Source organism: Pseudoalteromonas aliena SW19, from assembly GCF_014905615.1.
In the GTDB taxonomy this organism is placed as follows: Bacteria; Pseudomonadota; Gammaproteobacteria; order Enterobacterales; family Alteromonadaceae; genus Pseudoalteromonas; species Pseudoalteromonas aliena.
Map to the genome: position 1 here is coordinate 577,564 of NZ_AQGU01000029.1, position 13,420 is coordinate 590,983.

Genomic DNA, 13,420 nt, shown 5'->3' on the forward strand with positions numbered 1-13,420 from the left:
GATGGCAACGACGCATCATGTTGCAGATGTCTTAGCGCAACACCTCAGTAACTATAAAGAAATCCATGCATTAACCTATCAACAACAGCGAGTGTGTCAGCACATACAGGACTGTCGAACCGTAAAGTTAGGTGCTCAGCAATGGCAGTGTGATCGCTGCGAGCATAATAAAACAGTGTACTGCGCATGTAGAGATAGACACTGTCCGCAGTGCCAAGGGCATGTTAGCGAGCAATGGAGTGAACAACAAAGTAAAGATGTTATCAATGCGCCTTATTTTCATCTGGTATTTACACTCCCTCATGAACTAAATGGATTAGCAAGGCAATATCCGCGTGAGATTTACAGCTGTTTATTTCATGCTGTATGGCAAACACTCAGTCAGTTTGCGCAGCGTAAAAAACAGCTACAAGGCACGTTAGGAATGACTGCGGTGTTACATACATGGGGGCAAAGCTTTGCTCAACATATTCATTTGCACTGTTTAATTCCAGGTGGCGTATTAACATCGTCAGGTGAGTGGCGCGGTGTTAAAAAGCCGTATTTATTTGCAGTAAAAGCCTTAGCAACCGTGTTTAGAGCAAAAATGCTAGCAGCCATTAGGGCACATAAACTAATGATACCTCAAAGCGAATTGCTCATGAAAAAATCATGGTGCGTACACAGCAAGGTGAATTTGACCGAGCCGAAAACGGTGTTGAAATACCTTGGGCGCTACACACGTAAAGGCATGTTGCATGAAGGACGACTCAAGCAGGTAACAAAAGAAAGTGTCACGTTTAGCTATAAAGACTACCGAGACAGCAAAATAAAGCGAATGACATTAACGGGCATAGAATTTATCAGGCGCTATTTACTGCATGTGCTCCCAAGTGGATTTATGCGAATACGACACTACGGTTTTTTAGCCAGTGCGTGTAGAGCCAAAAAGCGGGATATTATCAGCGCACAAATAGGTAAGTATGAGGCTGTAAATCAAGGAAAGTCAGAGACACCAGTGCCGGTTAGCGTTAATTGGCCGTGTCCATCATGTAAGCAAGGGCGGCTGATACTGAAAAGCCTCTGTATAAAGGATGCAAAAATAGACGGCCTAGCGACGGGAAGCATCATAATGAATAGTGGTTAATAGTAAGTCGAACCGTTAAAATAACTCGTTAACTAAGTTGGTGTAACAGAGGATCAGCTTAGATGTGGTGCTGCCTAAAATAAGCAAAAAAGATAACAGCAGGCAGAAACGCTATAAAAAAGCGTAGAAATGAAATTAATGAACAGTAACTAACCCGTCTAGTAGTAAAAGGGTGTCCAATAAAACTGCAATCAACGACTTCCCTAAAAAAGAGAATTCCTATAGCATTAAGCATACCAATAAAAATGTTGAGTGAGGAGTATGCTTCGTTCAACAAGGTATTTATACGATACAAACAACGTAACGTATAAATACTAAGACGTTATATGCTTTAAAGAATTAGCTTTAGAAAAAGTGCTTTCTAGTGCATAGTTTTTCGCTAAAACTAGTTAGCATTAGCACTAATAAGCATTGCCTCTTTTACCTTTTTCAAAGGTGGCAACGCTATTAATTTTGTTCAACCTTTCGTGTGTAGCGTAAAAGTTCACGGTTAGGTTTTATTATTACGGTTGACTTAAGTTCATGCAGTGTTTGGCTTCAACCACCGCTGCATATAACAAGTTGCTCAACAGGACAAATAACAGTTGGCTGCGCTTCGCGCATTATAGCCAACCATTATTTGCCCATTAGCAAAGCGTTATATGCTAATAAAAATAAGCTTTAGATAAAGTGCTTTCTAGTTTAGTGTTTTACGCTAAAACTAGAAAGCATCAGCATTAATAAGCATTGCCTCTTTTACCTTTTTCAAAGGTGGCAACGCTATTAATTTTGTTCAACCTTTCGTGTGTAGCGTAAAAGTTCACGGTTAGGTTTTATTATTACGGGTGACTTAAATTCGTGCAGTGTTTGGCTACAACCACCGTTGCATATAACAAGTTGCTCAACAGGACAAATAACAGTTGGCTCGCGCTTCGCGCATTATAGCCAACCATTATTTGCCCATTAGCAAAGCGTTATATGCTAATAAAAATTAGCTTTAGAATAAGTGCTTTTTAGTTCATAGTTTCACGCTAAAACTAGAAAGCATCAGCATTAATAAGCATTGCCTCTTTTACCTTTTTCAAAGGTGGCAACGCTATTAATTTTGTTTGATCTTTCGCGTGTAGCGTAAAAGTTCACGGTCAGGTTTTATTATTACGGGTGACTTAAGTTCGTGCAGTGTTTGGCTACAACCACTGCTGCATATAACAAGTTGCTCAAACGGACAAATAACAGTTTGCTGCGCTTCGCGCATTATAGCAAACCATTATTTGCCCCTTAGCAAAGCGTTATATGCTAATAAAAATTAGCTTTAGATAAAGTGCTTTCTAGTTTAGTGTTTTCCGCTAAAACTAGTTAGCATCAGCATTAATAAGCATTGCCTCTTTTACCTTTTTCAAAGGTGGCAACACTATTAATTTTGTTCAACCTTTCGTGTGTAGCGTAAAAGTTCACAGTCAGGTTTCTATATTACGGGTGACTTAATTACGTGCAGTGTTTGGCTACAACCACCGTTGCATATAACAAGTTGCTCAACAGGACAAATAACAGTTGGCTGCGCTTCGCGCATTATAGCCAACCATTATTTGCCCATTAGCAAAGCGTTAGATTGCACTGCAGAGTAATTATGACTATTGAATCCGATGATTTTGAACAACAAATTAAAAGAATACATGACGTATTGTTGCAAGACCACGGTATTGTGACTTGGAATGACAGGATTCCAGATCCTGATAATCCCAAGCAATCTAGGCAAATAGATATTTCGGTGAGAATAAATGACGAATTTATTCACATTGAATGTAGGTACCATAAAGCTAAGCAAAACACTAAATGGGTTGAAGAACTATTTGGTAGAAAAATTAGCCTAGAAGCATCATCTATGATCGGGGTTTCTTCTTCTGGTTTTACTGACGGAGCGATTAAAAAAGCAAAAAGACTAGGTGTATTTCTTTATGATCTTAGCGAACTTAATGATGAAGCAATTAAAAGCTGGGGTAAAAAAACAACAATAAAGTTCCAATATTATAGGTTCTATAATATTGAGGTTTGTCATTATCTTGAGAGTATAAATGGATTAAATCATGAAGAAGTACAAAGGGATATTTTTTCTAAGCCCGAGTATTATGACATTCTATTTAATCAAATTAAGTATGAGCTAGTAAAAAACACTGACTTCTATTTACCGTACGGGTTTAAGTTTAATAATATTTCTGGTGGAAACATTGAAATACTGGGTAAGCCGATAATGGGGTTATCTGTTCGAGGTTGTGTTGACAAGGTTTATTCTGACTTCGAGTGCCCATCTATATTTAGTTTCAACTCTCCTGAACAATCTGAATTAAGTATTGCAAGCGTAGAAAAAACAGATAATACCAGCTTGGAAATAATAAAAAGTAGCTCAGGTTTTTCCCGCGTTAGTATTGATCTAAGCATTGCTCCTAACGCACCTCCTAATTCTGTTTTTATTGGGATTGAATTTGATAAGTTGCCAGGTAGCAAAAAATACCCTCCAAAAATTGATATTATTGGATCACATGAGAATCCTATTTATTTAAAAGATGCAAGTTTTGTTGTAGCAGAAATAAGCTAATGGCAATCTAACAAGGCAATTAAACGGAACTAAAACAGTGGGTTACGTTTCGCTTCGCTCCACATTTTAACCCACTGTTTTAGTCCGCTTATTGCGGCGTTAAATCTCTTAAGGAGGTCAAGGTGTTCCCTATTAAAGAATATTTACAATATGTGAACTTGGCAGAGTTACATAAAAAAATCACTGAATTTAGAGATCTTGATATTAAGAATCTTAAATATACAGAAATACAAGAATCAATATTAAAAGTAATATCATTTACTACTCCAATTGGAGATTGTTGTTTGTTGAAACCACATATGGCCTCATACCCCAAAGGTACTAGGTTTTATAGAATTCGAGCAATACCAGAGGGAATAGATGATTTTCCCTTAAAGTCCATGTCGACAATTAGTGATTGCTGGGAGCCTCCAGCTCATGTTGTTGGTATAGGCAGATTGAACAAGGTGAATGAGTCGTTACTGTATGTTTCCCCTACACCAGATACAGCTTGTGAAGAGCTTAGGGTATTAAATAACGAGTATTTCTCTTTAATTGTCTATGAAGCTTTAGAAGAAATTAAAGTTTCATGCATAGGCTTTTCTCCTAATGTAAATGGTTTATCGGAAGAAGAAGCGTTAAAGCTGCTAATGATTCAAGATTTTCTAAAGCATGAATTCATTCGTGATGTAGGTAAAGGTATTGAGTTTCTTTATAAGATTTCTGAATCTATAACCAAAGATTATTTTGATTTACCTCCAGAATTACAAGATGCTTGGTGTTATCCATCAATAGCGAATAAAGGTGGTTATAATGTTTGCTTTAAACCTCAAGATCGTAATAAATTGAAATTACATGGAGTACAAATTGCTAAGGCATTTAAGTTCGATGAAGGTTATGCATTTAAGGTGAAATTGGTTGGCAAGCTTAGTTCAAATAATAATGATTTATCTTTTTATACAATTGGAACCAATCAACAAAAAGAATTATTTCCTGAAATATCGACTCAGATTCCAGAGGGTGTTGTAGAAGAAATTTAACAAATGCATCAACACGATTTGCTACATTCGGCATTCTAGATTTCTTTTGGTTTACCGCATTAAGTGGTAAATTTGAGCTTAATCTGCATGGTAGCAAACGTGTTATGCAGGCGTTATGTGTTTCAGGAGTATGGTGTTTTCAATGGATAATGGTGACGTAAAAATGGTAGAAGCTAAAATAGAGTTAGAACGTATTTCTGAGCTTCAAAAATATAAAGAAGAATTTGATAAGCTTGGTTCAAATGATTGGGGGCTTAAAGATTTTCTTTCTATTATTGCGCCATTTGGCTTGCTTCTACTTGCAAATAGTTTCTTTACAATCGAGAGTGAGTTATTTCAAATAATGTGCGTTATTTTCATTGCCTCATCTTTTGTTCAAGGCATGGTTACCGCTGAAAGTAAAAAGACAAACCGCAGAATTGATTTACTGCTTAAAATCATCAAACAAGAACAGAGTAAAAACACATAACAAGCTAATTAATAAGGACAAAAAACAGTTGGCTGTTTTCGTTCCTCAACATTTTAGCCAACAATTTTTTGCCCATTATTAGGGCGTTAGATTTACAGGGGAATCATGCAAGCAATTGATTATGTACGCTCTATAAAAAACAAAGAGTTAAACCAACTGACTATTGAAGAGCTTGCTCATGTCCATTTAAATAGTGGCTTGTACAATGAAATAAAAGGAGCTCTTTTAGATTCCTCATTAACTACATTGATAGATGAAATAAGGCATGCAAAATTTCAACATCGATCTAAAAGTTTTTTACCAGTCACGGCCGCATTTACAATATTAGATCAATTAGGGTTTTGTTACTCTAGAAAAGATATGCCTCTATATTCAAATGTTAATGCCAGCAATATAAAAAAATCGCTATATTATTTTTGTGGTTTTGAAGAAAACGATAAAGCAACCAAGACTCTATATGCATTGAGAAACTCATTCTTACATACTGCTTCTATATTAGCTAAAGCAGAATTTCCAAACCAACCAAATCATAGATTTGTTTACGACCGAGAGCAGAGTGATTTATTAAGATTTCCTGAAGTTGAATGGGATGGTGATTTCAATAATTTGACCAGTGAAATGAGTACTCGGATAAATCCTGAAATTTTTGTAAACATGGTGGAAGATGCTGCTCGTAATGCAAAGGAGCATCTTTATAATAATAATTTGAACATTGATTGTATAAATGGTGAACCTGAGTTTTACTATCGTTTTCTGGGTTACAGAGCAAAGTAAATCTAACAATCGCATCAACTGGATTTTAAAAGTTTGGCTCCTCTCACTTCGTTCGTTATTATAGCCAAATCTTTTAAAACGCAGTTATGCGGGCGTTACCTGTCCCGAGTGTGAATTTTGAATAATTTTGATTTAACAGTTTTTAAGTTAATTGCACGAGAAATCGAAATTTCAAAATTCGAAAAGTGGGTTTATGAAGAAAGAAAGTTAGAGGGAATATTAACTCCTGATGAGTATTTAGAACTAATTTCACAAGCTTATAAGCAGCCTTCATCTTTGTATGAAGCGGAGAAGATTCTCAAGCGATATGTCAATATTGGTAATTACCATGAATGGTATTTACGTCGTATTCTGCAAAAGATAATTGATCGCTCTGTAGATGCACACAAATATATAGAGGAATGCTATGACTTGTATTGCAAGGGTTATGGTTTTTTAGACAACCTAGGGTTGGGTTATGGCTTAGCTATCACCGTCCCACCTTCTAATTACAATGGTGGAAGTTGGGATAAGCTTGAATCTCCAGAGCAGATTAAGCTACTAGATAGTTTTTATCCTGATGTTAGGAGAGAGGCTGAAAAAGTATTGGGATGGCTTGATTCGGGTGAAATATCTATAACAGGGCATGACGGTAGTTCCCAAGGCATAGAATATATGGATATACGAAAAAAAGAAGATAAAGAGCCTACAGGCTATAAAATAGCTTCTCCATCCAAAAAATGGTGGAAGCTGTGGTAAATAGCGCAGGTAACAAACAACTGCATCGGACAATTTTTCGATGTCACCTTTTGTGCAAAAGCACGCACAAAAGCCGCCAACAAAAAATTGCTCGTTGAGTCGGGCGTTAGTTTTCTAGGGATAGTCATGAAGTGTATTTATCTAGTTTTACTTTCTTTATTATCTTTCAATTTAAGTGCCGAAACATTAGTTAAAAAGGATTTGATTGGTCGCTGGGAACCTCATAATGAAGTAACAGCCGCAACTTCAAAGTTTGTTGAGTTCAAAAGTAGTGGTGATGTACTTTACTCTCACAATTGGAAAACTGATGAAGTTTTTGAATCTAAAAAACTAAATGTCGTTGATGACCTTTTTATTATTACTTTTCCCAAAGTTGATGGCTCAAAGCGTTTTAAATTGGCTGTATCAGGTTGGAAGTCTAAGGTTAGTGGAAAAATGTTGATTGGTACTTTGTATGTGTATTATAAAGGGCAACAGACAAATGGTATCCCTGTAAGTTATTGGTCTAAAAACGAAAACTAACAAGGCATTAAAGCAGGACTAAAAACAGCGGGCTGTTCGCTTCGCTCCATTTTAGCCCACTATTTTTAGCCTCTTAATGAGGCGTTAGGCTATTATGATGATGACTTTAGATCCAATTACACTGATAGTTTTAGTTATGTTGCTTGTCTGGATAGTACAAGCATTGCGAATTCTACTTTCTCAAAAACGCTTCACATGGAAGGCTGGGCTAAACATGATTGCTAGCTGTTGCTTAATTGTCGGCGCAGTAGGCTTTTTTGGTACTTTTCTATCTATGAAACTTCCTAATTCATTTGAATGGCCTGTAGGTCAAACAGACGCCGCTATAATACTGGATGAGGGTACAACAATTGTTCCGCATGAGCCAAGTGGCCGTGTTCAGATTTACAACGACCAGCTAATATTTCAACGTGGCTGGGTCGTTAATGGCGGTGGTGGGCCATTCAAATTGACGCAGGGCTCAGATCGTAATTTTTATGTGCATGCGTCGAGAACAGATCGTACTTACCTTTATGACTTGAATGGCAATGTACTATCTACGGAAAACTTAAAGAGTGGTCAGTATTCTAAAATCAGTGCGGCATCTAATAGAGTAGAAGTTCCAACGCCTTTCTATCTGAAATTGTTTACAAGCCCTATAGGCCCTTGGCTAGTTGCAGCATTTGGAATGTTTCTGTTGTTTTTAACGGGAGAGGGTCGTGGTAAAAAAGCCTAGTATCAAGTTTAAAGTGCGACAGTCATAGCTATTAAGCATAAAACAATTCCTCTGGTGTTTTATAGTTGTGACGCTTTCTAGGTCTTTCATTTAACTTCTTCGCTATTGCGTTACATTGGGCCTGAGTAACTTTATGCATCGACGTTCCTTTTGGTAAGTACTGACGAATTAATCCGTTAACATTTTCATTGCTTCCCCTTTCCCAGGAATGATATGGATTAGCAAAATAAAACTTAACAGAAGAAGCCTCTTCAATTTTAGAATACTGATGAAACTCAGTTCCGTTATCTGCTGTGATTGTTTTAAATTCGGCAGGGCAACGGTTTATAAGCATCTTAGTTTTTTTATTCAGTTGTGCAGCGGTTTTGTTAAGCAATTTCCAAATCATTACAAAACCCGTTTTTCGCTCAAGAAGAGTTACGATACAATCTGAACTCCCTCGACCATGAACAGTGTCTATTTCCCAATGCCCCTTATATTTACGCCTTTCGACACTCGCGGGTCGTTCAGAAATATGGCGTTTATTAGCAAGGCGACCACGGCTATCGTATGCGTTGTAGCGCTTTCGGCGTATCTTAGAAGACTGACGTAAATTCTCCCATAAAGAGCCACCTTGTCGCTTATCTCGCCAAACGTATTTATAGATAGTTTCATGGCTTATAGGTCGAACTAAAAGCTTGTGGCGCTTGATATGGCCTGCTACTTGTTCAGGTGACAATTTTTTAATTAGTAAGCTCTTTATAAGCTTGAAATCTTCATCTGAGAAATGTGTGTTCCTCCTTGATTGACGCCGTCTTGCGACAGTTCGCCGCTGCGCCTTACTTGGGCGATATGCCCCGTCTATTTTATAGCAGCAGTTGCGATTCAATTCGCGATAAACCCGAATTCAGGTTCCAAGTGCACCAAACCTTAAACCACTAATTAATAAAGACTTCTTCAGCTGTCTGATAATTTAGTATTTTCCTTGGGCGAGTATTAATTTTCATTACAACCTCTTGGAGTTGTTCATTAGTTATAGTTGAGAAATCAGTTTTCTTTGGGAAATAACGCCTGATCAGACCGTTTGTATGTTCATTTGTTCCTCGTTGCCACGAACAATAAGGATCAGCAAAGTAAATAATAAAATCTAGTTCTTCTTCCAAGGCTTTAAATTTCGAAAATTCTTTTCCATTATCCAAGGTCAGAGTTAACTGTTTATGCTCTGGAATCTCTTTAAACATCTCTACTGTAGCCGTATTGAATGACTCAGCTTGCTTAGTCTCTATTTTTTGCGCGATTAAATATCGAGAGCTACGGTCAACATGGGTTACAAAAAAACCAGAGCCCTTTTTGCCTTCAATTAAATCACCTTCCCAGTCACCTATTCGGCTTCTGTCTTCGACTATTTTTGGTCGTTCGCTAATACTTACTCTATTCTTAATTTGCCCACGTAAATCGCCATATTTACGTTGTTTACGTCTTTTTTTATGCCTCTTCGCTAAGTCTTTGTATAGCTCTCCACCTGCTTTAAAATCCTTAATCACCCATTGATAGATTGTTTCATGGCTGACATGCATTAATTCATCTGACGGGTTATCCTTCTTAAGCCGACCTGCTATAGCATCTGGAGACCATCCCATTACTATCTTACTCAGCACAAGCTCGTACAGTGCCTTATTGTTTCTTTTTCTTGCATGCCTAGCGACCTTCCTTCTTGCCATCGCTTTTTCGTGCGCTGCCTCATCGAAATAATCATAGTAGGGTGGCTTATTTCGCTTAACTTCACGCATGATAGTTGTATGGTGTCGATTTAATAGTTTACCAATGGATCGGCAGCTTTCGCCACTGTTGAATCGATAGTAGATAGCTTTTCGTTCGAAACTGTTAAGATGTTCGTAAGGCATTCTGAATTCCCTCGATAATGAGTTTGGTCGCACTTACTACATTAGCAAATACTTCAGAATGTCATATTTATTGGTGGGTTATGGTCAATGGTGCACTTGCATAATGAATTCGGGAAACAGCAGTAAATAAACTAGACACCCACCCTAATTTTTGCTGTTTGGCGAACTAAGTACTAGGCTTTGTTTAGTGCAAAAAAAAAGCAGGGTGTCTTATGGCAATCGCAAGAAAACGTCAAATAAGTTTGGTTGATACAAAGTACTACCACTGTATATCACGGTGCGTACGCCGTGCATTTTTATGTGGAGAAGACTATTTTACGGGTCAATCTTACGAGCATCGTAGAGGCTGGGTTGAAGACAAACTGCTTGAGTTAGCTAAGGTATTTTGTATTGACGTCTGTGCTTATGCTGTTATGAGCAATCATACGCACTTAGTCCTGTACGTTGATGATAAAAAAGCGAATCGGCTGAATGATAAAGCGATTGTTATTCGCTGGCACAAGCTGTGCAAAGGCACATTGTTAACGCAAAAGTACATACAGGGTGAAAGGCTAAGTAAAGTTGAACTTATCTTTTTTAATCAAACAGTAAAGGAATATCGAGAGCGCTTATCAAATATTAGCTGGTTTATGCGGTTGTTAAATGAAGACATTGCGCGCAGGGCAAATAAAGAAGATAACTGCACTGGGAGGTTTTGGGAGGGACGATTTAGTTCACAAGCATTATTAGATGAAGCAGCGCTGGCGGCCTGCATGGCGTATGTAGACTTAAACCCCATCAGAGCCAAGATGGCCAATACCCCAGAAGAATCAGAGCATACTAGCATCAAACAACGCTTAACATATGCAAAGGAAGGCAAGCAGCCAAAACAATTACTCCGCTTTGCAGGCATGCCACGTCAAATAATGCCAAAAGGGCTAACGTTTGAGCTTAAATCGTACCTTGAACTTGTTGAACTAACAGGGCGAATAATACGAGAGGATAAACGCGGGTATATTGATAATATAAACTTTCCTTTGCTTGAAAGGCTTACTATATCCCCAGAAAACTGGTTGAAACTCACCACACAATTTACACGCGTATTTCATGGCGCAGTAGGCAGGCCTATCTCACAAGCAAGTTATTGCGAAAATTTAAATCGAAAACGGCGAGCGAATATCAGTAACTGCGAAAAGCTGCTCGCATAAAGTTTAAACGCCCCAGTAAAAAGTTAAAACTGCATCATGCAGTCTTTTCATACGCGTAATTTAGGTTTAAGAGTGATAATGGCTTATTTAAAGGGTGAAATGAAAGTAACCCAATAGTAAAAGATAAATTTTTAGCTGAAAAAGTAAATTTAATAGCACAGTTTTATTTGTTTAATTAGAGTGGCTGTCTAGTTTAGTCATTTAAGAGTGGCTGTCTAGTTCGTCTAGTTTAGTCTAGTTCGCATAAAGTTTAAACGCCCCAGTAAAAAGTTAAAACTGCATCATGCAGTCATTTTCATGCGCGTAATTTAGGTTTAAGAGTGATAATGGCTTATTTTAAGGGGGGAAATGAAAGTAACGCATTAGTAAAAGATAAATTTTTAGCTGAAAAAGTAAATTTAATAGCACAGTTTTATTTGTTTAATTAGAGTGGCTGTCTCGTTTAGTCTAGTTTTACCTAGTAGCTATCGACCGATTAAGTCTTCATTTTTAGGGCGATTTAATCGGTGGGTTCCTGTTATTACGAGCCGATTACTCTGACAATCGTGGGATTACTTGAGTTGTATTGCACATAATGATTAGATCTACTGAAGCAATTGACATTGTACTGGTCTCCAGTAGCATCTACAAAGTAATAGTCATAATTCTCTACGTTCGTAAATTCTAGGTAGTAGCTATACACCTTAAACGAAACTCTTGGCCCATATACGTTATACCTTGTGATCCCTGTAGTTCTCAGGAAGTCTGAATCAGTTGTTTTCCACTTGTCATCTTTAGATGGTGGCCAATTAACATCCACTTGAAAGTCTTTTTTAGCTGAAAGTGAATCGGATCCTTTTTTAGTTTCGGATTTTCTATGCCCAACGTGAAACGGATTTCCATTTTTGCTGGTAAACTCTTCCCATATAATATCTGGATCTTCCTCGATGCGAACTACTTTCTTTTCCGTTATCATTTTTTTGTTACCTTTTTATGTTGTTTCTGTGTTAAAGGCAATGGTCTTTATCCACACTACCTCATTATCATTTCATGGTCTTTTAACACACTATTTGGCAGTTAAAGAGCCAGTATTTTTTGTGTCAGGCTCAAATAGAGCCATTTTCAAAAATACAGATGAAATATAAAACATTAATTATTAAAAAAGTATTACGCGTTATTACACGAGAAATTATTTTTCTGACGGAGTTTCATGTTGAATTGTTTTCATTGACTACGGGGGGTAATGGCATAGTGATTTTGGCCACCCATTAAGAAAGAAATATTATGCTGTTTACATACAGAGTTGTATAAAACCAAATTGGGCTTTTTTATGCCGTAGTTTTATTAAAACGCCCACTAATGTTAAACTACAAAAAATTTAATTACTTAATATTACCATGGCATTTTACCTTCCTTTATTACACCCTTACTTTAAGCAGATTGAAATTGGCGATACGCTAACCTCCCTATGGAGTGGGTGTGGCAGTATTGTGCAGTGCCAGCTAGATGATGAGCCATGTGTAGTTAAGGCTATTAAAATACCCCGTTATATAAACCATCCTAAGATTAAGCAAAGCGAATTTGCACTTAAAAGAAAGCAGCATTCCTATAGTGTTGAATACACTTTTTATAAGCTGTATAGCCAGCATTTACCAGCGCATGCGCAAAGTATTGAATGTATAAGCGCAATTAATAAAGATGATGAGTATGCGCTGGTATTTAAAAATTTCACCAAGCATGGCTTTGTTCAAGCAAGAAGCGAACATATAAAAGCCATATTAAAGTGGCTAGCGCACTTTCATGCGTTTAACTTAAATAAACCCGCTGATGGTTTATGGCAGCAAGGTAACTATTGGCATTTAAGTACGCGGCCAGATGAGTTTAATAAACTAAAAACTAGCGCCAACAAAAAGTCCGATATTAAAAACGCTGCGCATAAAATAGATGAGCAGCTACAACGTTGTGAGTATAAAACCCTGATCCATGGCGATGCGAAGATCGCTAACTTTGCTGCTAAATTGGCGACTAGTGAACCCAGCAAAATACTCGGGTATGACTTTCAGTATGTTGGTGCGGGCACTGGAATAGTTGATGTAATGTATTTTATGACTAGTTGCTTAAGTGATACACAATTACACGAGAGCGCTGATGAGTATCTTGCATATTATTTTGATAGCTTAAAAACAGCTATTACGATTTATCAGCCTAAAGCAGCTGCTGATAAAATAGCTAACGACTGGCTCGCTTTGTGGCCTGCAGCTTGGGCTGACTTTTATCGTTTTTTAGCTGGCTGGAGTCCTGAGCATCAAAAAATAAATAGCTATATGCTCAAGCAGGTAAACAACTGGTTAGCCGCTAACATTTAATAAACAGTCCGTGTTAGCTACTTGCATAAATATCAAGCAATAATGTGTATTTAGGTACGATGTATGAAAA

At 37.5% G+C, this 13,420-nt stretch carries 13 protein-coding genes and 1 pseudogene; 10 read left to right on the top strand and 4 right to left on the bottom strand.

Translation table 11 applies throughout. The features are described 5' to 3' along the window. The first annotated feature begins 1 nt into the window (after position 1). The gene (locus PALI_RS18905; protein ID WP_226894566.1) at positions 2–1,126 is read left to right on the top strand and encodes an IS91 family transposase; all 1,125 of its coding nucleotides are present in this window, start codon (positions 2–4) and stop codon (positions 1,124–1,126) included. A gap of 1,078 nt (positions 1,127–2,204) precedes the next feature. Here the strand turns inward: PALI_RS18905 and PALI_RS18910 are convergent. Then, positions 2,205–2,360 (bottom strand): hypothetical protein, encoded by a 156-nt coding sequence (locus tag PALI_RS18910; protein WP_193156601.1) that lies wholly within the window; start codon positions 2,358–2,360, stop codon positions 2,205–2,207. 372 nt (positions 2,361–2,732) lie between these two features. Here PALI_RS18910 and PALI_RS18915 point away from each other — a divergent pair, with 372 nt between their 5' ends. The 7 genes from PALI_RS18915 to PALI_RS18945 all read left to right on the top strand — a co-directional run bounded on the left by PALI_RS18915 (position 2,733) and on the right by PALI_RS18945 (position 7,935). Next, positions 2,733–3,698: a restriction endonuclease gene (locus tag PALI_RS18915; RefSeq protein ID WP_193156602.1), complete on the top strand. Its 966-nt coding sequence runs from the start codon at positions 2,733–2,735 to the stop codon at positions 3,696–3,698. A 122-nt stretch (positions 3,699–3,820) separates the two neighbouring features. Next, a complete protein-coding gene (locus PALI_RS18920) occupies positions 3,821–4,717 on the top strand; it encodes a hypothetical protein (protein ID WP_193156603.1) in 897 nt (298 codons plus the stop codon). Between the two features lie 142 nt (positions 4,718–4,859). Continuing rightward, entirely contained in the window at positions 4,860–5,186 is a 327-nt protein-coding gene (locus PALI_RS18925; protein ID WP_138585493.1) for a hypothetical protein, read from the top strand. Positions 5,187–5,291: 105 nt separating this feature from the next. Further along, positions 5,292–5,960 carry a hypothetical protein gene (locus PALI_RS18930; RefSeq protein WP_193156604.1) on the top strand — a complete coding sequence of 223 codons (669 nt, stop codon included), beginning with the start codon at positions 5,292–5,294 and terminating at the stop codon, positions 5,958–5,960. 117 nt (positions 5,961–6,077) lie between these two features. Then, positions 6,078–6,698, top strand: a complete 621-nt coding sequence (locus tag PALI_RS18935) for a hypothetical protein (protein ID WP_193156605.1) — start codon at positions 6,078–6,080, stop codon at positions 6,696–6,698. Between the two features lie 126 nt (positions 6,699–6,824). Beyond that, positions 6,825–7,220 carry a hypothetical protein gene (locus PALI_RS18940; RefSeq protein WP_193156606.1) on the top strand — a complete coding sequence of 132 codons (396 nt, stop codon included), beginning with the start codon at positions 6,825–6,827 and terminating at the stop codon, positions 7,218–7,220. Between the two features lie 136 nt (positions 7,221–7,356). Next, positions 7,357–7,935, top strand: coding sequence for a hypothetical protein (locus tag PALI_RS18945; protein ID WP_193156607.1), 579 nt, complete (start codon positions 7,357–7,359; stop codon positions 7,933–7,935). Between the two features lie 31 nt (positions 7,936–7,966). Here the strand turns inward: PALI_RS18945 and PALI_RS18950 are convergent. Beyond that, a pseudogene (locus PALI_RS18950) lies at positions 7,967–8,815 on the bottom strand (IS30 family transposase); the annotation flags it as partial. A gap of 37 nt (positions 8,816–8,852) precedes the next feature. Then, positions 8,853–9,818 carry an IS30 family transposase gene (locus PALI_RS18955; protein ID WP_193154360.1) on the bottom strand — a complete coding sequence of 322 codons (966 nt, stop codon included), beginning with the start codon at positions 9,816–9,818 and terminating at the stop codon, positions 8,853–8,855. A gap of 212 nt (positions 9,819–10,030) precedes the next feature. Between PALI_RS18955 and PALI_RS18960 the strand changes: the two genes are divergently transcribed. After that, on the top strand, positions 10,031–11,005 hold the full coding sequence (locus PALI_RS18960) for a transposase (protein WP_193156609.1): 975 nt from the start codon (positions 10,031–10,033) through the stop codon (positions 11,003–11,005). Between the two features lie 520 nt (positions 11,006–11,525). Here PALI_RS18960 and PALI_RS18965 read toward each other — a convergent pair. Beyond that, the gene (locus PALI_RS18965) at positions 11,526–11,960 is read right to left on the bottom strand and encodes an SH2 domain-containing protein (protein ID WP_193156610.1); all 435 of its coding nucleotides are present in this window, start codon (positions 11,958–11,960) and stop codon (positions 11,526–11,528) included. A 421-nt stretch (positions 11,961–12,381) separates the two neighbouring features. Between PALI_RS18965 and PALI_RS18970 the strand changes: the two genes are divergently transcribed. Further along, complete coding sequence (locus tag PALI_RS18970) at positions 12,382–13,350, top strand: oxidoreductase family protein (RefSeq protein WP_193156611.1); 969 nt, start codon at positions 12,382–12,384, stop codon at positions 13,348–13,350. The last annotated feature ends 70 nt before the right edge of the window (positions 13,351–13,420 follow it).

What these genes read in the sequence shown, in the direction of transcription:
- PALI_RS18930 (WP_193156604.1), top strand. Translation starts at nt 5,292, where the DNA reads ATGCAAGCAATTGATTATGTACGCTCTATAAAAAACAAAGAGTTAAAC.
- PALI_RS18905 (WP_226894566.1), top strand. Translation starts at nt 2, where the DNA reads ATGGCAACGACGCATCATGTTGCAGATGTCTTAGCGCAACACCTCAGT.
- PALI_RS18915 (WP_193156602.1), top strand. Translation starts at nt 2,733, where the DNA reads ATGACTATTGAATCCGATGATTTTGAACAACAAATTAAAAGAATACAT.
- PALI_RS18965 (WP_193156610.1), bottom strand. Translation starts at nt 11,960, where the DNA reads ATGATAACGGAAAAGAAAGTAGTTCGCATCGAGGAAGATCCAGATATT.
- PALI_RS18925 (WP_138585493.1), top strand. Translation starts at nt 4,860, where the DNA reads ATGGATAATGGTGACGTAAAAATGGTAGAAGCTAAAATAGAGTTAGAA.
- PALI_RS18970 (WP_193156611.1), top strand. Translation starts at nt 12,382, where the DNA reads ATGGCATTTTACCTTCCTTTATTACACCCTTACTTTAAGCAGATTGAA.
- PALI_RS18955 (WP_193154360.1), bottom strand. Translation starts at nt 9,818, where the DNA reads ATGCCTTACGAACATCTTAACAGTTTCGAACGAAAAGCTATCTACTAT.
- PALI_RS18940 (WP_193156606.1), top strand. Translation starts at nt 6,825, where the DNA reads ATGAAGTGTATTTATCTAGTTTTACTTTCTTTATTATCTTTCAATTTA.
- PALI_RS18960 (WP_193156609.1), top strand. Translation starts at nt 10,031, where the DNA reads ATGGCAATCGCAAGAAAACGTCAAATAAGTTTGGTTGATACAAAGTAC.
- PALI_RS18945 (WP_193156607.1), top strand. Translation starts at nt 7,357, where the DNA reads ATGTTGCTTGTCTGGATAGTACAAGCATTGCGAATTCTACTTTCTCAA.
- PALI_RS18910 (WP_193156601.1), bottom strand. Translation starts at nt 2,360, where the DNA reads ATGCGCGAAGCGCAGCAAACTGTTATTTGTCCGTTTGAGCAACTTGTT.